The sequence below is a fragment of the Oenococcus sp. genome, from assembly GCF_047725585.1.
Classification (GTDB): domain Bacteria; phylum Bacillota; class Bacilli; order Lactobacillales; family Lactobacillaceae; genus Oenococcus; species Oenococcus kitaharae_A.
In genome coordinates this window covers 177,655-200,262 of sequence record NZ_JBDNNF010000002.1, presented here as the reverse complement: position 1 = coordinate 200,262, position 22,608 = coordinate 177,655, and the positions used below count along the sequence as shown (strand labels likewise).

At 43.3% G+C, this 22,608-nt stretch carries 20 protein-coding genes; 11 read left to right on the top strand and 9 right to left on the bottom strand.

The features are described 5' to 3' along the window. Window positions 1-37: 37 nt before the first annotated feature. The 6 genes from ABF487_RS03430 to ABF487_RS03405 form a co-directional block, all read right to left on the bottom strand. Window positions 38-382 (bottom strand): YlbF family regulator, encoded by a 345-nt coding sequence (locus ABF487_RS03430; protein WP_263778762.1) that lies wholly within the window; start codon window positions 380-382, stop codon window positions 38-40. A 44-nt stretch (window positions 383-426) separates the two neighbouring features. Continuing rightward, a complete protein-coding gene (locus ABF487_RS03425; protein WP_263778761.1) occupies window positions 427-2,454 on the bottom strand; it encodes a transglycosylase domain-containing protein in 2,028 nt (675 codons plus the stop codon). Window positions 2,455-2,456: 2 nt separating this feature from the next. Then, window positions 2,457-4,157, bottom strand: coding sequence for an arginine--tRNA ligase (gene argS, locus ABF487_RS03420; RefSeq protein WP_415633354.1), 1,701 nt, complete (start codon window positions 4,155-4,157; stop codon window positions 2,457-2,459). A gap of 88 nt (window positions 4,158-4,245) precedes the next feature. Beyond that, entirely contained in the window at window positions 4,246-4,524 is a 279-nt protein-coding gene (locus ABF487_RS03415; protein WP_263778759.1) for a hypothetical protein, read from the bottom strand. 26 nt (window positions 4,525-4,550) lie between these two features. Continuing rightward, window positions 4,551-6,047, bottom strand: a complete 1,497-nt coding sequence (locus tag ABF487_RS03410) for a Mur ligase family protein (RefSeq protein WP_415634487.1) — start codon at window positions 6,045-6,047, stop codon at window positions 4,551-4,553. 44 nt (window positions 6,048-6,091) lie between these two features. Beyond that, window positions 6,092-7,228, bottom strand: coding sequence for an AAA family ATPase (locus ABF487_RS03405; RefSeq protein ID WP_415634486.1), 1,137 nt, complete (start codon window positions 7,226-7,228; stop codon window positions 6,092-6,094). A 56-nt stretch (window positions 7,229-7,284) separates the two neighbouring features. On the opposite strand from ABF487_RS03405, the gene ABF487_RS03400 reads away from it, so the two are divergent. From ABF487_RS03400 to gndA, 5 genes are all read left to right on the top strand, one after another. Continuing rightward, window positions 7,285-8,466: an aminotransferase class I/II-fold pyridoxal phosphate-dependent enzyme gene (locus tag ABF487_RS03400; protein ID WP_415633357.1), complete on the top strand. Its 1,182-nt coding sequence runs from the start codon at window positions 7,285-7,287 to the stop codon at window positions 8,464-8,466. Then, complete coding sequence (locus ABF487_RS03395) at window positions 8,459-9,640, top strand: pyridoxal phosphate-dependent aminotransferase (protein WP_415634485.1); 1,182 nt, start codon at window positions 8,459-8,461, stop codon at window positions 9,638-9,640. The genes ABF487_RS03400 and ABF487_RS03395 overlap by 8 nt, the downstream gene beginning before the upstream one ends. Window positions 9,641-9,673: 33 nt before the next feature. Continuing rightward, window positions 9,674-10,246, top strand: a complete 573-nt coding sequence (locus ABF487_RS03390; protein WP_263778754.1) for a LemA family protein — start codon at window positions 9,674-9,676, stop codon at window positions 10,244-10,246. Next, window positions 10,243-12,216 carry a DUF2207 family protein gene (locus ABF487_RS03385; RefSeq protein WP_415634484.1) on the top strand — a complete coding sequence of 658 codons (1,974 nt, stop codon included), beginning with the start codon at window positions 10,243-10,245 and terminating at the stop codon, window positions 12,214-12,216. The genes ABF487_RS03390 and ABF487_RS03385 overlap by 4 nt, the downstream gene beginning before the upstream one ends. A gap of 136 nt (window positions 12,217-12,352) precedes the next feature. Then, entirely contained in the window at window positions 12,353-13,786 is a 1,434-nt protein-coding gene (gene gndA, locus ABF487_RS03380) for an NADP-dependent phosphogluconate dehydrogenase (protein ID WP_263778751.1), read from the top strand. Window positions 13,787-13,848: 62 nt separating this feature from the next. On the opposite strand, the gene arcA is transcribed toward gndA, so the two are convergent. Next, on the bottom strand, window positions 13,849-15,087 hold the full coding sequence (gene arcA / locus ABF487_RS03375) for an arginine deiminase (RefSeq protein ID WP_415634608.1): 1,239 nt from the start codon (window positions 15,085-15,087) through the stop codon (window positions 13,849-13,851). A 184-nt stretch (window positions 15,088-15,271) separates the two neighbouring features. Between arcA and ABF487_RS03370 the strand changes: the two genes are divergently transcribed. The 6 genes from ABF487_RS03370 to ABF487_RS03345 all read left to right on the top strand — a co-directional run bounded on the left by ABF487_RS03370 (window position 15,272) and on the right by ABF487_RS03345 (window position 20,479). Then, window positions 15,272-16,012, top strand: a complete 741-nt coding sequence (locus ABF487_RS03370) for an ABC transporter ATP-binding protein (protein WP_263778750.1) — start codon at window positions 15,272-15,274, stop codon at window positions 16,010-16,012. Continuing rightward, window positions 16,009-17,124 carry an ABC transporter permease gene (locus ABF487_RS03365; RefSeq protein ID WP_415634483.1) on the top strand — a complete coding sequence of 372 codons (1,116 nt, stop codon included), beginning with the start codon at window positions 16,009-16,011 and terminating at the stop codon, window positions 17,122-17,124. The genes ABF487_RS03370 and ABF487_RS03365 overlap by 4 nt, the downstream gene beginning before the upstream one ends. A 1-nt stretch (window position 17,125) precedes the next feature. Next, window positions 17,126-17,776, top strand: a complete 651-nt coding sequence (locus tag ABF487_RS03360) for a TetR/AcrR family transcriptional regulator (protein WP_415634482.1) — start codon at window positions 17,126-17,128, stop codon at window positions 17,774-17,776. A gap of 70 nt (window positions 17,777-17,846) precedes the next feature. Next, on the top strand, window positions 17,847-18,311 hold the full coding sequence (locus tag ABF487_RS03355) for a nucleoside 2-deoxyribosyltransferase (protein ID WP_415634481.1): 465 nt from the start codon (window positions 17,847-17,849) through the stop codon (window positions 18,309-18,311). A gap of 133 nt (window positions 18,312-18,444) precedes the next feature. Continuing rightward, the gene (locus tag ABF487_RS03350; RefSeq protein WP_415634480.1) at window positions 18,445-19,872 is read left to right on the top strand and encodes a nicotinate phosphoribosyltransferase; all 1,428 of its coding nucleotides are present in this window, start codon (window positions 18,445-18,447) and stop codon (window positions 19,870-19,872) included. 121 nt (window positions 19,873-19,993) lie between these two features. Beyond that, window positions 19,994-20,479 carry a glutathione peroxidase gene (locus tag ABF487_RS03345; protein ID WP_263778742.1) on the top strand — a complete coding sequence of 162 codons (486 nt, stop codon included), beginning with the start codon at window positions 19,994-19,996 and terminating at the stop codon, window positions 20,477-20,479. A gap of 49 nt (window positions 20,480-20,528) precedes the next feature. Here ABF487_RS03345 and ABF487_RS03340 read toward each other — a convergent pair whose 3' ends face one another. Both ABF487_RS03340 and ABF487_RS03335 read right to left on the bottom strand, forming a co-directional pair. Beyond that, window positions 20,529-21,419, bottom strand: a complete 891-nt coding sequence (locus ABF487_RS03340; RefSeq protein ID WP_415633104.1) for an AEC family transporter — start codon at window positions 21,417-21,419, stop codon at window positions 20,529-20,531. Between the two features lie 75 nt (window positions 21,420-21,494). Then, entirely contained in the window at window positions 21,495-22,448 is a 954-nt protein-coding gene (locus ABF487_RS03335) for a DMT family transporter (RefSeq protein ID WP_415634479.1), read from the bottom strand. Window positions 22,449-22,608: the final 160 nt, after the last annotated feature.

Here is a 22,608-nt window from a genome sequence, read left to right as displayed (position 1 = left end):
TCTTTATTTAAAAACCGGCCAAGCAAAACTGTGCCGGTTACTTCTTTGAATATAGTGCATTTAACGGTGCGGTGATCAACTCATTCACTTCGCCCAGCATATTATTTAAATTCTGCTCGAGGGCACTGAGATCTTTAATCGGCTGCAATTCTTGTGCTTTCTGAGCGGTTGATTGCCAGCTTTGAATCTGTTCTGGCTTTGGTTCTTGTCCTTGTTCCTGTAAACGCTGGATCTCCCGCTGAGCAGCTTGGAATTCCGTAAAAGCGTTATTGGACTCAGGGTCCTCTCTGACTTTTGCTAGTGCTCGACTAAGATCGGCAAACTCCTGAGTATCTTGTAATTCTCTGGCCATTAATTTGGCTTGGTCGTATAATGCTGTCATTTTTTCTCCTGTTTCTAATCAATTTTATCAAAGGATGGCTCGGATTACCGGTTAAATTGTTCTTGAATAAACTGTGATAGGTTCTGTCCAAAATCGTTGATTTTTTTACCAAATTGCTTAGCTGACTGCCCGATGCGATTAAAGAAAGCCAGCACCTGATCTGTCCAAGATTCCGCTCCAGGTTCCCCAAAAGGTGTTTTAGGCGAATTCGCAATGAATTGGGTCGTTTGGGCTTGAAAGAGCGGCCCCAAGGACTGGTTCAGCAAGACAGGCAGGGTTTTCCCTGAACTGGAAATGTCATATCCCTGCCAGGAAACGGTCACGATGTCCGGTGTGTAGGCAGCAGCCCAAAGGTCTTTGGATGCATTTGGAATGCCTGTATTATCAACATCTTCAGTTGTGCCTGTTTTGCCCGCTACACGATAATTAACCGGTGCTGCACCCGCACCAGTACCAGTCTGGTAAACACGAAACATCATATTAGTCATCTGGCTCGCGTCTGATGCGGAAATAATTTGTTTTTGAGAAACATCAGGATGACCGACAACTACTTTACCGCTGGCATCTAAAATCCGCGTAATATAGTGTGCCTGAGACATTCGTCCTCGATTAGCAAAAGCGGTATAAGCCTGGGCCATTTGCTGAGGCGAAACACCCTGAGACATACCGCCTAAAGCCAATGCCAAATTCTCATCACTCTTTTGAACAGGAAGACCAAATTTTTTGGCATATGCATAGCCGGTTTTAACACCTATCTTATTAAGCAGATAGACTGCCGGAATATTATATGAATGCGCAATGGCAGTCGGCATATCAACATCTGCCGACTGATAGCCTAATGCATTTTCTGGTCGGTATTTTCCTGGAAAAGTCATCACCTGATTTGGGAATAGACTGCTTGGTTGAAATCCACGGCTTAAAGCTGGTGCATAAACGACTAGGGGTTTGATCAAAGAACCTGGTGAGCGCCTGGCCTGAACAGCTCTATTAAAACCGCGAAAGACATGTTCCCCTCTGCCGCCCACAACGGCGAGCACGCCACCCGTCCGAGCATCTAGGGCAATTGAGGCAGACTGGTCATCGGCAATTGGAAAAAGAGCAGCATTCGCATAATCCATCTGCAAATCCCGTTGATCTGTCTGATCAAGTGTCGTATAAATGCGATAACCCCGGTTCATAACCTCCGTCTCGGTCAAGTGATATTTATTAATTGCCTCATTAATAACCGCATCAAAGAACCAGGGATATTGGTAATTCGTAGCATGATTAACAGACGGATTTTTAGCGCCAAGCGGCTGTTTTTGGGCTAAATCCGCATCAGCCTGGCTCAATTTCCGGTTTGCTACCATATTTTGAAGCACAGTATTGCGACGATTAGTGGCTAAATCAGGATACCTAGTTGGATCATAAATAGTTGGATTCGCCAGCATACCAGCAATTGAAGCAGCTTGCGAAACTGAAAGCTGTGAAACGGAGACACCAAAATAACCTTGAGCCGCATCAGCGACACCATAAATATTGTGGCCAAAGTAAGACGAATTCAGATACATGGCCAAGATTTGATCCTTACTGTAGTGCTTTTCGATCTCTATCGCTAGAAAAAGTTCTTTGAACTTGCGATTAAAAGTCTGCTGCTGCCCAAGATAAGCATTTTTGGCCAGCTGCTGCGTGATTGTCGACCCGCCTCCGGAAATATAATTCTTACCGCTTAATTTATTCCAGGCAAACAGGACTAGAGCTCTGCTTAGCCCTTTTACAGAAAAACCGGGTTCTCGGTAAAATTCTCGATCCTCGGTTGAAAGAACTGCATTCTTTAAATTCGGGGAAATGGCAGAAAGCGCCACTGTCTGCCCCTTCTGATCTGCCAACTGGCCCGCTTGGTTGCCATCCTTGTCATAAATTAGCGTCGGCTTAGCCAACTGATTTGCCAAATTACCAACATTAGCCAACTTAGCCTGAGCAACTAAAAATACCGAAGCAGACAAAAAAATAAACAAAACAAAGACGATGATCCAGCGAACCAGCTGGAAACGATGGTTGACAGCTTTTAGTTTTTGCCATTTATTTTGCAAAATTACATTTTGTCTGGTGCAGCAACGCCTAATAATTTGAGGCCGCTCGCCAAAACATCCGCAACTGATTGAACAAGGGCCAAACGCGAGTTCAAATTCTTGTCAGCAACTAAAATTTTGGTGTTGGCATAGTATGAATTGAATTCACGCGCCAGATTCAATAGGTATTTGGCAATAATGCTGGGTTCCCTTAACTGCCAAGCTCTTTGAATTGCAGACCCGTACTCTGATAATTTAGAAACGATGCCCCAAGCTTCGTTGTCGACCAGGCCAATTTCCTGTGTACTATCAACGGACTGGTCTGCTTTTCTAAGAATACTCATAGCACGAACATGCGTATATTGTACATACGGCCCGGTATCGCCTTCAAACTGGACAATATCTTCCAAATTAAAATCGATTGCTAAATTACGATCATTTTGCAGATCATTAAAAATAACGGCCCCGGTGCCGACTTCTTCTGCTATCTGTTCAGCATTCTGCAGATTTGGATTTTTCTTAGCTATTTGTTCAGCGGCTAATTTGTGTGCAGCATCCAAGACATCCACCAAAGGGACGATATTGCCCTTTCTGGTCGACATCTTTTTGCCGTTCATTGTAATTAAGCCAAAACCGATATGCTCAATATCGTCTGCCCAGTCATCCCCAGCCAAACGCAAAATAGCCTTCATCTGTTCGAAGTGATCCTTTTGTTCTGCACCAACAACATATAAAGCTTTATCAAAATGATAGTGATCCTGTCGATAGATAGCTGAAGCTAAATCTCGTGTAATATACTGTGTTGCACCGTCGCTTCTTTTGATCATCGCAATCGGAAAATTAGCATCAGGAAGCAGTTTTGGCAGATCAACGATCTCAGCCCCTTGAGATTTAGTCAGCAAATCCTTATCTGCTAATAATTGAACAACTGCATCCATTTTATCGTTATAAAAAGATTCGCCATTCATGGAATCAAAAGTCACACCCAAACGATCGTAAATAGTTTGGAATTCTTTTAGAGAAACCTCTTTAAACCAACTCCATAACTTGGTCGCTTCTGGATCACCATCTTCCAGCTTTTTAAACCAGCGCCGTCCTTCATCCTTTAATTCGGGCTGTGTCTGTGCTTCATTATTGATACGCACATAAAGTTTAACCAACTCATCTACGGGATTAGCGTTGATCACTTGGTCATTGCCCCATCGCTTATATGAGGCAATCATGAGGCCAAATTGAGTCCCCCAATCTCCTAGAAAATTGATTTTAATTGTGTGATAGCCATTGGCTTGAGCAATCTTGGAAATTGCCTCGCCAATAACGGTCGAACGCAAATGGCCCATGCTCATAGGTTTGGCAATGTTTGGCGACGAGAGATCAATGACAATGTTTTTGCCGGCACCCTCCTGATTTTTTCCAAAATCAGCTTCGGTCAGAATCTGTTTGATAATTCGGCTGGTAAACTGGTCACGCTGTATAAAAAAATTAATGTAAGGTCCAACGGCCTCAATTTTCTCAAAACCATCCGTATTCAGCTTCCTTGCCATGTCTGCAGCAATTTGTTGAGGCGCTTGACGGAATTGTTTAGCCAAGGTAAAGGTTGGAAAAGCATAGTCCCCTTTGGCTAAATCTTTTGGCTTTTCGATTAATTGTGCCAGTTTTTCGCTACTTACTTGTTGGCTCAGTGCTTGATTCAGCTTTTCTGAGATAATCTGCTTAAAATTCATAACTTTAATTATACAGAGCCTTTCCGATTAAAAAAACCGCATTTGGCGGTTCTAACAATATTGTATGTGTCTAATAAATGTTTAGTAATCACGCGTTATCATCAGTCTCAGGTTTTTTAGGTTTGGGACCGCGCTTAATAATTTCAACAGAATCCATCGGCACCACTGCCCGATGATTCATCTCAGTAACTGTAATCTGATCATCTTTTTGGTTATCTGTAATCTCAATTAGAAGCGAATGTTCATAAATTCTTTCAACCTGCCCCGTGATCGGGTGCTGCAAGCCGCCATAAGGTTCAGCTAACAGCACATCGCCAACACGGAATCTTGAATTCTGTTCTGCTAATTCATTTGGTTTAAGTGGCATTTTTTCTCCTTAACCGTGCTATTCTATCAGATTTTCTCAATTTCAGCTAAATATTGCAAAGCTGCCTTCCGATCACCAATATATGGCACATCGATACGATTGGTCTTTTGAAAAGCATCATCACCTTTCGCAGCCAGAAGCAGCAAATCCTTTGGGCCGGCCTGGTCAATAGCAAGATGGATCGCTTCTACCCGATCTAACTCTTCGTGCAATTCAACTTTAGGATTAGTAATTGCAGCCCGAATTTGATCGTTGATAACGTGCGGATTCTCACTGCCAGGATCGTCAGTCGTGAGGTAGGCGACATCAACCATTTCGCTGATGACTTGGCCAAACTGTGCTCGCCGATCTTCCCCTTTGTCTCCAGGAGACCCCAAGACGATGATGATGCGGCCGCCCTGGTGCTGAGACTTTAGAAAAGTTAGCAAGGTCGAGACCGACTGGCCATTATGGGCATAATCCACAATGATCAAACCATGTGATCTCGTCTTAATTTTGACCATTCTTCCAGGAATCTGCAAGTCGGCCAGTGCTTTTTTTGCGTTTTCCTTACTTGGATCAAAACCGATCGCTTCCACCATCGTAATTGCAGTAACGGCATTATAAATATTAAAACTGCCCGGAATGTCTAATAAATATCTTGTCTCTTTATGATCGTGGCTAACTGTAAATAAAGATTGGTCCAAATCCGCTCGCTGGATGGTAAAAGTCACATCACTCGGATGCATTTCCGAAATCGAAAGCGCCTTGGCACCGAATGAACGAGCATGTTCAATAAATTCCTGGCCATGGGCATCATCAATATTAGAAACAAATATGTCCGAATTTTCAGCCAGCATTTTTTTCTTTGCAATGTAATCAGCAAAAGTCGGATGCTCATTGACGCCGATATGGTCAGGGCTGATATTCAAAAAAGCGCCGACTTGAAAATGAATGCCAAAAACACGTTTCTTCAAATATGACTGTGAACTGACCTCCATGACCAAATAGCGATCACCCGCTTCAATTGCAAGACGCATATTTTTAAACAGCTCATAAGATTCTGGGGTTGTTAAATGACTTTTAAAATGCAGTTCCGGACTGATGATTGTATCAATGGTCGAAAAAAGGGCTGTTCGATGGTCTGTTAATTGATCCAGCATGGCATAGGCCATATAAGAGCTGCTAGTCTTGCCTTTTGTCCCGGTGATACCCAAAATAATCAGCTCTTTTTCCGGATGACCAAAAAAAGCTGCTGATAAAGAAGCTAGCGCAATTTGTGAATCAGAAACAAGCCATTGCGGTTTTTTAGTATGGATGGGTTGGCTGCAGACAAAAGCAGAAATCTTTTCTAACAAATCTGCCGTCAGATAGTCCGCCTTAAAATCACCCTTGACGACAAATAAAGTACCCGTCTTGGTAACTTTTCGGGTATCAAACTGCAAGTCCTGAAAAACTGCGGGCATATTAGAAGTTTGTTTCAGCAAAACGCCCGCTTCTCTTAGGGTCTTGCCAACAATAAGACTTTCAAATCCTTCACTCATACTGTGACCATTGTAACGGTTTTTAAAGAGAAACCGGGTAAAAATCAACGACGGTGTTCAATATCAAAACCTGTGTAGGCTTGAATTGCATCCAAAGCCTGCAAATAACGCGCATAATACCCAGCTGGGTCATTGGGCTGATTTTGAGCATCCAAAACAACCAATTTGTCGGTAAAACCATATTGATTAATTAGACGCAATAATTCGCGATGATATCTAATCGGATCAACAGCTTCGCCAGTTGCCCGGATGATCGTTCGTCTTTGATCACTGAATGGCGGAATCACCAAAATGAGGTCAATTTCTTCAGCAGAAATAGTTGTATTATACAAATGTTCCAACTGTTCTCGTTCGTCCTCATTCAGCAGCAAATTCGAATAGGCCTGCAAACTAATGGCATCACCATTAAAAATGGCCAAGCCGTTGTTGGCTGGGGAATTAATTTCCGTTGAATTAGCTTGATATTGGCCTTGGATGATATTGAGGTAATCTTTGATATCCATTTCGGAATCAGCCACATTTGAGGCTTCTTGGTAAATTTCGGCAAAGTCATTAGAAAATGGCGAGTTCGCTGACCGTGCCAAACGTCTGATCAAGGTTGATTTTCCTGAATTGGCACCGCCCATGACGACCACTTTTTGTACGAAGTGCCGACGAAAGACACGATTAATGAAATCCCAATATTTCAAGGGATCCTGACGGATTTTTGTAGCAGAGATATTTAGAATGGTACGGTCCATCAGCGAAACACTGTATTGCGGGTCATCCCCCAAACGTTTTTCAATCTCGTCTTTATAATCCTGTTCACCAGTATAAAAAATAATTTTTGCGTCCTTATTAAGGATATTCCGTTTTACAATGGCGATCAGCTTTGCCAGCCAAGCATCCCAGCCGTTGGGCATTTTTGGCATATTATCTTCATTGAGATAGTCAACTTTAATCTGCCATTCATCAGCAAAGGCCTGGCGCAGATATCGAAAACGTTTGCGAAGCGGCAGCCCGATTTTTTCACCTCGATCGCCAGTATAACCGGAAGTTACCACCAAAACGCCGTCATTTAGTGCGGCTGCTTTGTAAATCTCAGCCTGATGGCCAACATGCAAAGGCGCAAAAGTGCCAAAAAAAACACCGATCCGATCACCGGAAAGATCTTCTTTTTTTAGATTCGTGACATAATTCATCTCAATTATTCTAACATCGAACACGAGTTTCAGCTTGTCATACGTATAATAAAAATATGTCTAACTTCATACTTCCACTCAATAAAACCGTTGATCAATTGAAACGTGATCCAATCTTGGACTTCCAAGCCAAAATTCGTGATATTGAGGATCTAATTCAATTAACTTTTGGAGAACCCGGTTTTGCTGTTGATGACCGCATCAAAGCTGTCGCAAAAGTATCAATTGATCATGACCGCAGTCACTATGCCAATTCACAAGGAGAAACCAATCTCAGACGCGCAGCTGTGTCATACTTTAACCGCCATTTCGACATCCATTTAGGCGGAATTGACCAGGTTCTGGTCACACAAGGCGTCAGCGAAGGGATTAACGTTGTCTTCATGACGATTTTGGAGCGCGGCGATGGTGTGATTATTCCCGAACCAAGCTATTCGCCCTATTCTACCAGCCTAGCCTTGGCTGGCGGCGTGAAAGTAGCCTTGGACACGGCTCCAGATAATTTCAAAATCACACCTGCGTCTATCGAAAGAGCAATCGACCAGGCCACTGTTCCTGTTAAAGCCATCTTGATCAATTATCCAAATAACCCGACTGGTGTCACCTATTCTGAATCTGAGTTATCTGCCATTGCCGACACCTTGAAAAAACACCGAATTTGGGTTATTTCAGATGAAATTTATGCAGCACTGACTTACTCGGGGCAGCATAGTTCTCTTTATAGAATGCTGCCGGATCAGACAATTCTATTGACCGGTCTTTCAAAATCCCATGCCATGACAGGATATCGAATCGGTTTTATCTTTGGCGATGCAGCCTTGATTAAAAAAATGCTGACAGTTCACGAAGCGCTAGCGTTTGCTGTTTCCACTTTGAGCCAGGATGCGGCATTTGCAGCTTTGACAGTTGGCGAAGATGTGCCTGAATATGCATTAAAGGCCTACAGAAAACGACGAGACCGCTTGGTTAAACAGTTAAAGCTGCTTGGTTTTGAGCCAGTCAACCCGCAAGGTGCTTTTTATGTATTTGCAAAAATTCCAGCTGCCTTTGGAAGTGATGGTTACGATTTTGCAATCCGTTTAGCCAATCAGGCAAAAGTCGCTGTATTACCGGGAGAAGCCTTTAGTAAAAACGCAAAAAACTATGTCCGAATTTCTTATGCCAGTTCGGATGCCGACTTAGACGAAGCATTGCAGAGAATGACAAATTATATTCAAGAAGGTGTTGACTATGTCTAATGAATTAAATCCACTCAGCCGATTGGTAGCGAGTATTCCCCACGATCCCATGCTGGATTTTTTGGATAAAGTCGGACCGGTCAAGAATTTAATCGACCTCGGTTTTGGCGACCCTGATTTTGCGGTTGGCCAAACAACCAAAGAAGCCTTCAAGCAATCAATCGATGCCGATCATTCTCACTATGCAGATGGCCAAGGTATCCTGCCTTTGCGTCAAGCTGCCTGCCATTTTTACAACGATAAATATGCTTGCGATATCCAAGGGCCGGATGATATTTTAGTCACAGTCGGTGCAGCTGAAAGTATTAACTTAGCTTTAATGGCTATTGTGAATCCACACGATGGCGTCATGATTGTTGAACCGGAATATTCACAATATTCAAATTCAGTTCTGTTGGCTGGCGGCCAAAAAGTACCTGTCGACACAGCCGCAAACAATTTCAAGTTAACGCCGGAATTAATTCAGCAGACTTATGATCAGGCTATCGCTCAAGGGATTAAAGTCATCGCGATCATCGTCAATTACCCCAACAATCCGACTGGCGTTAGTTACAGTTTGGATGAATTGACTGCGTTGGCACATGTATTTGAGAAACTGAATCTTTGGGTTCTCAGTGATGAAATTTATGCTGAACAGACCTTTAAAGGCTCACACCATTCTCTTTATGCCATCATCCCTGAACGTACCATCCTGATTACGGGTCTTTCCAAATCTCATTCAATGACCGGTTACCGCTTAGGTTTTGTCATTGCACACGGCGCTGTCATGACAGCGATGAGAAAAATACAGGATACACTTGTCACTTGTGTTGCGACACCGATTCAAGAGGCAGCAGCAGCAGCACTGACCTTGGACCCGGATGCAGGTATAAAAACAAGAAGCCGTTATCTAACACGTGTCAGTAAAGTCGCTCATGCATTGACAGATCTTGGTTTTCAAGCTGATATTCCGACTGGCGCATTCTATGTATGGGCTAAGATACCAGACAAATTCGGCGATGATGCCTTTCCATTTTGTGTTGAGCTCGCACAAAAAGCCGGTGTTCAGATATTTCCAGGCTCTATTTTCTCGGATACTGCTAAAGCCTATGTGCGCATTTCATGTGCTGGTGCCGATCAAGACCTTGATACGGCCATCAGCCGCTTATCTGCCTATCTCAAAAAACTGGCATAACATGTTAAAATTATTGTTAGGAGGTTCTTTCTTATGCCTATTTGGTTAATTGTCATCCTGGTACTTTTGCTGCTGGTCATCCTTTATACGATCCTGACATACAACGGTCTTGTAAAAGGTAAAAATAACGTTCTTGAGTCCAGCTCAGCGATTGACGTCCAGTTAAAACGGCGAAACGACTTGATTCCCAACTTGGTTGAAACGGTCAAGGGCTACGCATCCCACGAAAAAACTGTTCTTGAAGACGTGACCCGTGCGCGAAATTTAAGCCAAGCTACTTTAGACCAGCAAGCCAGCTTAAATGATAAATTGTCAGCCTCTGATGGTTTGACAAATGCTTTGGGCCGCTTAATGGCCGTTGCGGAAGCTTATCCCGATTTGAAAGCAAACAGCAACTTCACGCAACTCATGAATGAATTGTCTAACACCGAAGATAAAATCTCTTATACGAGACAATTGTTTAATTCGATGTCAGCCAATTTCAACACCAGCATTCAGCAGTTTCCAGCAAATCTGGTTGCACAATCCTTTAATTTCAAGTCCTTTGAACTTTTGCAAACACCTGAAAATGAAAAGGCAGTTCCTAAAGTTGATTTCAAATCATGACTAAAAAAACGATTTATAAAAAACTATTATTGTTACTGACCGTTTTTGCAACGGTTTTTTTGTCTGGCGTTCTCGTTAATCATAAAGTCTCGGCAGCGGATTACGAAATTAGCCGCTATCAATCAAAGCTGGCTATCCACAAAAATGACAATATTGCTGATTTTTCGCAAGAACTGACTTATCGATTTGATGGCGAGCATAATGGCGTCTTTATTAATCAATTGGCCAATGCGAAAAATGAAAAAGGTTTTGCCATCGCCTTAACTTCTCTCGAAGTCTTCAATGCCTCAAATAGTAGCTGGCAGGCATTACATCCTGCTAACGGCTATTGGACCATCGATGGCAAGAGCAGCGGATTCGAGCAGGATCCTTTCTATGCCCAGCTGATTAGCAACCCTGACGGTGCACAAGCGGGATCAGCAGCGGCAAAATCTCTGCAGGTCAAGCTTTTTGATCACGTTCTGCCGGGACAGGAAATCCGTGTACGCCTGGCTTGGCGTTTTACAAACCTAATCGCCGCTAATTCAAAAATTGATGAACTAAATTGGCTGCCTATCTCAAATTGGCAAGCTGATATTCGCAACTTCTCAATGCAGGTGCAGTTACCCGACCGCGCAAAAACACTGAGAGCTTGGGTCCACACACCAGCTGGTGTGAACGGCAGAGTCGATGTAAAGCCTAAGCAAGGCCGTGTTTTAGTGAGCTCGCCCCTAATACCTGCAAATAGACAGCTGGAAATTCATAGTTACTGGAATAAGGCCGTGACACAGCTTCCGCCTCTGCATAAAAACAATAATCGCGCCTCAGAAATTCTCAAACAAGAGAGTGCCATTACCTTTCGTTCTCATGTCAGAAGCGGCATCGTATTGGCTTTGAGTCTCCTTCTGGCACCGGTTCTGCTGCTGTTGGCCGCAATTAAACTCATCCGAACCAATTTACGATTAAAAAAGGATTATAAGCTTGCCCAAGCTGCTGCCGGGGTTGACCGGCCAGTTGTACACGATTTCGACATTCCTAACGATCTTGGACCAGCTGTGATTGCTGCCCGGCTTTCACCAGACAATTTTTCCAAAAGTGATCACGATAAAGGCAAACTACTATCGGCAACCTTCATGGACTTGATCGCGCGTAAAAATGTCAAGATTAACTCAGCCAGCAAACTCAACTCCAAACATATTCTCTTCAATCTGGCTAATAAGGATCAAACAAAACCATTCGAAGACACGCTTCTTTCCGCTTTTTTCGATGAAGAGAATGCAGCTTTTGATGCAAACCAATTGAAAAATGCCCAATCTAAAGTCAATAAAAAGATTCGTCGCAAATTGCCAAGCTTCGTTAATCAAATTAGTCAGGAAGCAGATAAGTTTTCGATTGTCGATCCAGAACAGACAGATATGGCCAAGAGTCGACAGAATTCAGCACAGGCTCTTTATATTCTAGCTTCACTTTTAGGCACCACGGCTTTGGTAGTTGCGGGCTTCATATTGCAAAGTGCCTATTTCTTTCTCTTTGTGGCAGCCTATCTCGTAATTGCAGCAGCTATTTATCTTGTTTTCCGGCAAGCACCAAGTTTGTATTATACAAGCGATGGTTTCCAAGAAAAATACCGCTGGGATGGATTTAAATCGATGCTGCACGATATCGGACATTTTGATGCTAGGCAGATTCAAGATGTTGCTATCTGGGACCGCATCCTAGCTTATGCGGTGGTTTTCGATGAGGCCGAGCGAGTAGCCAAATACCTTCGAAGCAATTTAGCTGCCTACGAAATCAAGTCGTCAGTGACACCGCTGTTATTTGCCTACTATTATTTCCCAATGTGGCAAGTAGATAATAATTTCGTCAGCAGCTCAGCACCAACACCGAGTAATATCTCAAATAGCGGCAACTGGACCGGTGGCGGAGGCGGTTTCTCATCTGGCGGCGGATTTTCCGGCGGAGGAGGCGGAGGCGGAGGCGGTGCCTTCTGATTGCCTGATGCTGAGGGATTCTGATCGAAGATTTATAATCTCTGTGACCTAGTATTTTTTTTGAGATATAATTAAAAACGTAGTTGTGAAAAAGCTATCAAAAAATTTTCACAATTTCTAAATTGAAAGGAATTTTATGACTCAAGCAGATTTTGGTGTTGTTGGGATGGCCGTAATGGGCCGCAACCTGGCATTAAATGTTGAAAGCCGCGGTTATACCGTAGCTATTTTTAATCGTTCCCGCGCAAAAACGGACGATGTTATGGCAAAGCATTCAGAAAAGAAATTAATCCCTTCTTACACGATTGAAGATTTCGTTAAATCAATCGCAAAGCCACGTCGAATCATGTTAATGGTTAAGGCTGGCGCTGGTACTGATGCTGTTATCGATGAATTGATCCCAATTTTGGATAAGGGTGACATCTTGATTGATGGCGGAAATACCTTCTTCAAAGATACAATCGCAAGAAATGCACGTTTAGCAGATTCAGGAATTAACTTTATCGGAACTGGTGTTTCCGGTGGTGAACTTGGCGCTCTGCAGGGACCATCGTTGATGCCCGGTGGACAAAAAGAAGCCTATGAATTAGTTCGCCCAATCTTCGAACAAATTGCTGCTAAAGCCACACAAGATGGCAAGCCATGCGTTACCTTCTGTGGTGAAAATGGTGCCGGACATTACGTCAAGATGGTACATAACGGTATTGAATACGGCGATGAGGAAATCATCGACGAAAGCTACAACATTCTCCGTCATGTTCTTGGTCTGTCTGTTGATGAAACAGCTGATATTTTCAAAGAGTGGAATAAAGGCGAATTGAATTCATACTTGATTGAAATTACTGCTGATATTTTGACTCGTAAAGATGATCTTGGATCCGGCAAGCCAATTGTTGATATGATTCTGGATCGTGGTAACAATAAAGGAACGGGCCGCTGGTCTTCTGGCGATGCCCTAGAAGTTCAAGTACCACAATCTGTTATCACTGAAGCTGTCTATGCTCGCTACATCTCAATGATGAAAGACGAACGTGTCGCAGCCTCTAAAGTTCTCAATGGCCCAGACAAAAAGGTCGAACTGCCAGCTGACAAAAAAGAATTGATCGAGGAAATCCGCAAGGCTCTGTTCTTCTCAAAGATCATGTCCTATGCGCAAGGCTTTGAACAATTGCGTTTTGCTGCTAAACAGTACGACTGGGACTTTGATTATGGCAAGTTAGCTCAAATCTGGCGTGCCGGCTGCATCATTCGTGCTGCATTCTTGCAGAATATCACGGATGCTTATGACAAGAAGCCTGATTTGGACAACTTGTTGTTGGATGATTACTTCAAAGATATCGCCAACAAGTATCAAGATGCCGTTCGTGACGTCGTTGCATTGGCTGTTAAAGCCGGCGTTCCTGTGCCTTCGATGTCTGCAGCGATCACTTACTTTGATTCTTATCGTTCTGAAGTTTTGCCAGCTAACCTCTTGCAGGCTCAGCGTGACTACTTTGGTGCTCATACCTATCAGCGTGTTGACAAACCTTTTGATCAGTCATTCCATTATCCTTGGTATGCTGAAGCTTAATTCGTCAATAACCATTAGGCAAAATAAAAACGGTCTCCTTATGGGGCCGTTTTTTTTAATAATTAAATATCATCGCGGATCAAGGGCATCGTCATACAACGCGGGCCGCCACGACCACGAGATAATTCACTCGAAACCGTCTCAATCACTTTAATTCCATGCTGCTGTAAAAGCGCGTTGGATACATAATTGCGATCATACGTTACCACGACCCCTGGTGCAATTGCTAAAGTATTTGAGCCATCCGTCCACTGTTCTCGCGGTGCCGTGATTAAATCACCAGCCCCTGTTGGAATCAAATCAAGTTCTGAAACTCCCAAGGCATTTTTTAAAACACTTTCCAAGTCTTGGCTATAACTAATCGTTAAGCCCTGTCCGTTATCAGCTGGATGCATGGTCCAAGTGTCTATTTTGCCGCCGGCATCCAAAATGCCGGGGTGAACCGTAAACTGGTCAAAATTAACCATTGTTAAAACCGTATCTAGATGCATCATGGCGCGGTTTTCTGGAATTTTGATGGCAATCACAGTATCGAAATGCGACTGGCTGCTATCAAGAAACAATTTTTTGGCTACGTCTTGAATTGCGGCAGCACAAGTCCTTTGAGAAATGCCGATTGCAAGAACATGGTCTGACAAAATGAGTTCATCTCCACCCTCGATATGTGTTTGATGATCACGATTCCGCCAGACTGAAAAGTCCTTCTTAGCAAAACTCGGATGATATTTGGTGACAGTTTCCATAAACATTGATTCGCGCTGGCGTGCAGCAAAAGTCATACGGTTAATTGTGATCCCCTTACCGATGGACGCTTGCGGATCACGCGTGAAATACATACTCGGCAGCGGATCGATGTAAAAGGGATAATCAGGGTCATCAACGGCACTCACTAAATCATTTGCTTTAACGTCCAGCTCATTTTTTCGAACACCCTCAATCAATTTACTGACCATGCGATCAGTATCCAGACTTAACAGATATTCTTTTAAGGCGTCGTGAATCGTTCCTGAAGCTTGACCAGCCTCCTGAAGATTTTTTTCTAGGAAGGCTGCTTTAATTTGACCAGCTGCAATGGCTTGACTAGTTAACTGCTCCAGATATAGAACCTCAGCACCGTTTTCCTGCAAAATTCCGACCAATGCATCGTGTTCTTTTTGTGCAATCGGCAGGTAAGGAATATCATCAAACAGCAGTCTCTTCATGATTGCCGGAGTCAAATTTTCGACCTCCCGGCCTGGCCGATGCACAATGACGCGCTTTAGCTTGCCAATTTCCGAAAATACGTGAATTGCCGGCATGATATTCTATCTCTCCCTTTTAATGACCTGCTAAACATATTTAATCCTACTCTGTAAACATCCCTTATCCGAGAAAACAATCAACTGGTTTGACGATTGGTCTAATTTTTGGCATTGTCATCTGTTCGTGCTACAATTCTATGTGAGTGAGTGGTCACTCACATTTTCAAAGAAAGTGAGTATTAGTATGACACAGATGATCAGTGTTGACGCGAGCCACGTTTATAAAACAATCAAAAGTCAGGTCTTACTAAAAGATGCTGGCATCCAGCTGCACCCGGGACAGCTAATGGGCTTAATCGGCCCTTCAGGTGCTGGCAAAACGACTTTAATCAAAGCGATTATGGGTATGACGGCCATTGATTCCGGTCAAATCAAAGTGCTGAGTCAGTCAATGCCAAATCGCCCTATTTTAGCAAAAATCGGTTACATGGCTCAATCAGACGCTTTATACAATAATTTGAGCGGTTTGGAGAACATGCTTTTCTTCGGCCGTTTATTGTCTTTGAAAGGACAAGAATTGTTACAGTCAATTGATTACGCCGCCGGCATTGTCAATCTCACCCATGATTTAAAAAAGCGTGTCAGCAATTATTCCGGTGGTATGAAACGCCGTTTGTCGTTAGCAATTGCATTATTAGCCGATCCGCAATTATTAATTTTAGACGAACCGACTGTAGGTATTGATCCGGCACTGAGCCTGCAAATTTGGCAGGAATTAAATCACCTGAAAAAGCAGGGCAAATCAATCATTATTACGACGCATATTATGTCTGATGCCGAACGCTGTGATTATTTGGCTTTAATTCGTGAAGGCCGCGTCATCACTGCCGGCACACCACAGGAATTAAAGCAGTTATACCACGTCAACAGCATCGAGGCCGTCTTTTTGGCAGCAGGCGAACAGAATAAGGAGAGTCAGAAATGAAAGCAGTGTTGGCAATTGTTAGTCGCGTCATTTTAGAAATGCGTCACGATAAACGCACGATCGCTTTAATGTTTTTAGCACCTTTGTTCATATTGACACTCATGTTTTTCTTGTTTAAAACGAATTCAGATAATCAAACTCAAGTAGGCTATGAAAATCTGGATAAGACTCTTTTAAGAGCTGTGCAGAATAAAAATATCAAGCTGCGCCATTACGCCGGCGGGCGTTCGGCCAAGGATTTAATCAAACAAAATAACCTGTCTGCCTTTATCAACCAATCCGGTCATCAGTTGACTGTGACCTATTCAAACAGTGACCTTTCGCAAACCGCCATTGTCAAGCAATCTCTGCAAGTAGCCAATACTAAAATTTTGGTCGCCCACCTAACCAAACTGATCCAGCAGGCCAAGGCTCAAAGCCAGCTTCTCCCTGGAAAAATGCTCGCCACTAAGCAAGCATCGCCCCAGCAATACAAAACCAAAAACAATTATCTGTACGGAAGCCGTGATTCAACTTTCTTTCAAAGCTTTTTGCCTGTTTTTATGGGATTCTTTGTTTTCTTTTTCGTTTTTCTGATTTCAGGCATTTCACTTTTAACTGAAAGAACTTCAGGAACATTGGATCGTTTGCTGGCCACACCAATTCGCCGCAGTCAAATTATTGTCGGCTATCTGATCGGATATGGCCTATTCGCCTGTCTGCAGACGCTGCTCATTGTGTTTTATGTCATTTCAGTATTAAAAGTTGAGATTCTCGGTGCTCTTTGGCTGGTCATTCTCATTGACTTGCTGCTGGCTCTGATTGCTTTGGCCATGGGTATTTTTGTTTCGACATTTGCAAGCAGCGAATTTCAGATGATTCAGTTCATTCCGCTGATCGTTGTCCCGCAAGTCTTCTTCTCCGGTCTAATCCCCGTCGACCATATGGCTGGCTGGCTCCAAGCAATTGCCCATATTATGCCGCTTTACTATGGCGCTTCAGCACTGACGAATGTCATCGAGAAAAATTGGCAGCTAGGCGATATCTGGCAATCATTGGCTATTCTCTGCCTATTTGCCGTTATCTTCATTGCTCTGAATATTTTGGGCATGCGCCGTTATCGGAGGGTTTAAAATGCCGGAAAACGATTTGCAAACAATTTTCGACCAAGTCTTACTGCAGATGCAGGATTTGCCAGAAAAACAGCAGCAGATTCTCAAAGCCAGTTTGGATTTATTTGCTGAAAAAGGTTTTGATAAAACCAGCACCGCTGAAATTGCAGCGAAGGCTCACGTTGCCCAAGGCACTGTCTATCGGCGTTTTAAAAGCAAGCAAGATTTATTAGCAGCAGTGCTGACACCGATTCTGACAGAAGTTTTCCCTCGAGCAGTTCAGGAATTTGCCGGCCAAAATTTAAATCGTGACTACGATGACCTAGAACAGCTTCTCAATATCGTAGTCTTAGACCGCCTCGCCTTCATTCAGGCAAACCACAAAGTATTGAAAATTATATTCACACAAGTGTTAACTGATCCGCAGATGCTTGCGCTGTTAAAAGAAAAATTCATCGATACAATTATTGTTCAGGCTGAAAAACCAATACGTATCCTGCAAGCAAAAAAACAGCTCGTCGATTGGCCGGCGCCTCGTATTCTTTCGCTGATCGCTGCCAGTATCTTTACGGTTGCAATTAGGATGATGTTATTCCCCAACAGCAAAATTGATCTTGCCAGCGAGACGCGTTATTTGGTGATTTTCCTCAGTAAAGCTTTATCCAATTCATAAAATCACCTCAAAGGCCGCTAGCCGGGTAGTATAATAAAATTTGCAAACTTGAAACGAAAGGGTTATCTGCATGAAAAAAGTTTATTTCGCCTGTTCTTGGTTCACCGACACACAAGTCGAGAACATGAACAAAGGCATCAGCCTGATCAAGGAAAACGAGTCAATTAACTGGGCACAGTCCTACTACCCCTTAGATCATCAATATAAGGGATTGTCAGTGACAGAACACCCAGAACTGCTTAACGACAGTGAATGGCAAATGGGTACTTTCAACGGTGATGTCAACGGTATTAATACCAGCGACCTAGTTGTCGCAATGTATCTGCCCAATGAAGCTGACGAAGGTATTGCTTGGGAATTGGGTTACGCCTATGCCATCCATAAAGCAGTTGTTCTTGTGGTGCCGGATGGCGAAAATGAAGCCGTTAATCTGATGCCGGCAATGGGTGTCACGAAAGTCATCACAATCAGCCAGCTGAAAGATTTCGATTTTAATAATGTTGTTTACCAGCCATATTACGGTCTTGTTTATTAATTTTTCAAACAAGCATGCCACGACTCTTAATCGCCGGTATGCTTTTTTATAAGTTTTAAAAATTTTGAATCTGTGAAACAACTTATAATATATTATTACTTGAATCAAATAACTTGTGAAAGAGGCTAATTATATGAATTTGTCAATGGTTACTGATCTTTATGAATTATCGATGGCTAACGGCTATCAGCAGACAATTCCCGATGAAGAAGGCATTTTCGATATCTTTTATCGCCGCGTACCGGATAATGGTAGTTTTGTCGTGACGGCCGGATTGGCACAAGTGATCGACGCGGTCGCCGATTTTCATTTTGACGAAACAGATCTGACGTATCTGGACAGCTTGCATCTCTTCACTGAGGAATTTCTGTCATTTCTGAAAGATTTCCATTTTAGCGGCGAAATGTCTGCCGTTCCCGAAGGCACACCAATTTTTCCAAGAGAACCGATTCTGACGGTCAGAGGCCCGCTGATCCAGGTTCAGCTTTTTGAAACACTCTTATTAAGCATCATTAACCATGAATCACTGATCGCAACCAAAGCGCGTCGAATAACTTATGCAGCTCAAGGCCGTCCCATCATGGAATTCGGTGCACGCCGGGCTCAAGGACCAATGTCTGCGACTTATGGCGCCAGGGCAGCCATTATTGGCGGCTGTGCCAGTACTTCCAACCTGCTGACAGCTAAGTTATTTGATGTACCATCAGCCGGCACGATGGCTCACAGCTGGATCGAAGCCTTTCCTAGCGAATTAGCCGCTTTTGAAAAATGGGCTGAACTTTATCCGGACAATTGTGCCCTACTCGTAGATACCTATGATGTCATCAATTCCGGTGTGACAAATGCCATTAAAGTGTTTGGTGATCTAGTTAAAAAAGGCCACCAGCCAATTGGTATTCGCATAGATTCCGGCGACATTGCCCATTTAGCTAAAATAGCCAGACAAAAATTAGATGATGCGGGTTTTAAAAAAGCCAAGATCACAGCCTCTAACGCCTTAGACGAAACGACCATTCAGTCCCTGCTGTTAAACGAAAAAGCACCGATTGATAACTTCGGTATTGGTGAAAAACTGATTACGAGCGCCAGCGATCCAGTATTAAGCGGTGTCTATAAATTAGTCGCGGTTGTCCATGATGGCCATCTGGTTCCAAAGATCAAGATTAGCGACAGCCGCGAAAAAGTAACGCTGCCGGGCTTAAAAAAAGTTTATCGCTTATACAACAAACAGACTCACGAGGCTTTTGCAGATGTGATTACACTCGCAGATGAAGAAATAACTGCCAATAGTCAGATTTCAGTCCGTTCGGCTGATCCACTAGACACTAGACAGCATAGTTCCTTACGCGATTTTGATTTCAAAGCATTGCAAACGGCCATTTTTGACCAAGGAAAACCCGTTTATACTTCCCCAACCGTCAAAGAAATTCAGGCCGCGTGTCAAGTAGCGTTAAAAGAGCTTCCTGAAGAGAGTAAGCGGCTATCCAACCCCAATAAGTATCCGGTCTATATTTCAGAAGAACTTGCGCAACTGCAAGATCGGCTGATCGGCATCGATTAATTCTGCCTGCAGAGTGAAAAAGAAAAATTCACAAAGTAGTAAACTATTCTTTAGCGCAGCGTATTGAATAAATTCAATCATTGACGCCATCAATCCATCGGATTGATTCAAAGGAGAATATATGTCGATTTACGATTATGAAGTGACGTTAGAAAATGGCGAATCCTACAAGCTCGATAAGTATAAAGACAAGATCCTCGTCATTGTCAACACGGCCACAAAATGCGGTTTTGCACCACAGTTCAATGATTTAGAAGCAATCTATGAAAAATATAAGGATCAAGGTTTGATGGTCTTGGGTTTCCCTTCCAACCAATTCAAACAAGAGGTTGACTCAAGTCAAGAAGCAGCTCAGATCTGCCGAACAACTTACGGTGTGAGTTTTCCTATGCACGAAATTATTTCAGTTAACGGAAAAAACACATTGCCACTCTTTACATTCCTTAAGGACAATGCACCAGCTCCGGCCGGCAAAATGATTAAGTGGAATTTCACGAAGTTTTTGGTCGATGCACAAGGCAATCCCGTTAAGCGCTATGCACCAGAGACAAATCCTGAGAAAATGGTACCTGATATCGAAGCTTTGCTTAAAGCTAAAGCAGTCTAACACATGAACAGCATTTCCAAATCCAACACGATTTTCGGAGATGCTTTTTTTATGCAAACAAACTGACCCAGGCGACTAGCGGAATCGTCAGCATACTGAGCAGCGTTGAACTCACGACATATTCCGAAGCACGCCTTCCCTGTCCCGAATATAATTCGGCTAAAGCTGTATTAATAGCACCAGCCGGCATGGCAGCTGCAATCACCATCACACCGAGAATAATTTGATTTTGGATGCCGAATTTTAAAAGCGGCACAAGTACCAAGGGCAGAATCACCAGACGAGTAAGGCAAAACTCATAAAGATCGAGTCGTTTGAATAAGTGCTTAAAATCTGTTTGCGCAAATAAGGCGCCTGTGATCAGCATCGAAAGCGGTGCCGTCATATTACCTAAGTCGCTCAGAGAATCGCTAATTGGGGATACAATGCGGATACGGGCAAAAAAGAGCAGAAATCCCAGGATGGAGGCTGCAATGGCCGGTGTCAGCAAAAAGGACCGCCACTCGAACTTTGAGACGGATGAATATAGTTTGATACCCAAAGAAAATAGAAATAGATTTGAAAACGCGTTATAGGTCACCAACACAATCAGGCCCACATGCCCGTACAAACTGCCAATAATCGGGATACCGATAAACAGAATATTTGAAAAAGTACAGCATCCAACCCAAATATTTTTCAGATCAGCTTTGATTCTGAAAATTTTCGGCATCAGCAACGCTAACAATAGCGTCACAATCATAAACAGCAAGCTAATAACGGCCGACTCGCCAATGATCTGCGCCGTTTGCCAACTAAAGGGCATCTGACAGCTCATGAGTATTGCGCATGGCAGAGATAATTTCGTCAGCAAGCCTGATAATCCATTAATATGTATTTTTTTAATCCACCCAAGTTTGAGAAGCAAGAAGCCGAACAGCATAAAAATGATCAGCTCCATGCTTTCTCTAAATAATATAATGATCAAATCCAGTCCCTTACCTATCCAACCTCAGAATTCACCCTACGCTATTTCCTAAAAAAGCTTAATCAAAGCGACACCGGCAATCATCAAAACGATACCAGCAATTTGTGCCAAATCAACCGGATTTTTCTTGGCGCCAAACCAGCCGAATTGATCGACAAGCATGCTGCCGGCAATCTGCCCCAACAATACCACAACCACAGTCAGGCCGGTCCCGATCAAAGGTACCAGATAGGCGTTTCCCAAGACAAATAAAGCACCGATCAAGCCGCCGATCCAAATCCACCAGGGTGCTTTTTTATGACCGGCAGCAGACAAATGATAGCCATGCTCAACAATCAGTACAAGCAGCCAAAGTACCACTGTACCGACAACAAAAGAGACTAGTGCTGATTTTATTGGAGAATGCAAAATAATTCCCAGGTGGCCGTTTATGGCTGTTTGGGTGGCACTGAACATGCCAATAACAATCCCGCTAACCCGCCAAAGCCACCGCAACAAGCGTTCACTGGATGGCAATCTGTCCTGCTGCAGGTCGGTTGCCTTTCTGCTGGCAAGCAAATCCCGCGCCGCCACAGCTAGAAAAACACCGGCAAGCAATAAAAGTGCACCAACGACCCGTAAAAAACCTAAAGTATGTTTAGGCGAAAAAAACCAGCCAAAATTATCGATCAGCATACTCATGATAATCTGTCCGACAATCGGCATGATGACAGTCTGGACACTGCCCAATTTCGGAAACAATAGAATGTTGCCAGTCAGGAAAATAACGCCAAAAATGCCGCCGGTCCAAATCCAAAATGGCTGGTTAGCCGCTAGAGATAAATTAATACCGATAGTCCCTGAGACAAGCCAGCTGACAATCAGTAAAAATGCCGCCCCAATAGTAAACGAAATCATTGACGAAAGTAGTGGTGATGCTAGTAAAGCCCTGAGACGTGAATTAATTGCGGTCTGGATGGGCAGGCCGACACCGATAGATAGTCCAATTATGATTGCAAACAAAAGTTGATCTCCATTTTCTCCGTGATATAAAAGTTTGTGAAAAACAGTTGTAATTCTAGCACTTACAGCCTTTGTTAAGCAATTTACATTTATATTGCAAAAAATCCCTGTTCCCTCAGCATATGACAAAATCAAGGCAAAATGGCGAATTTTTTCACGT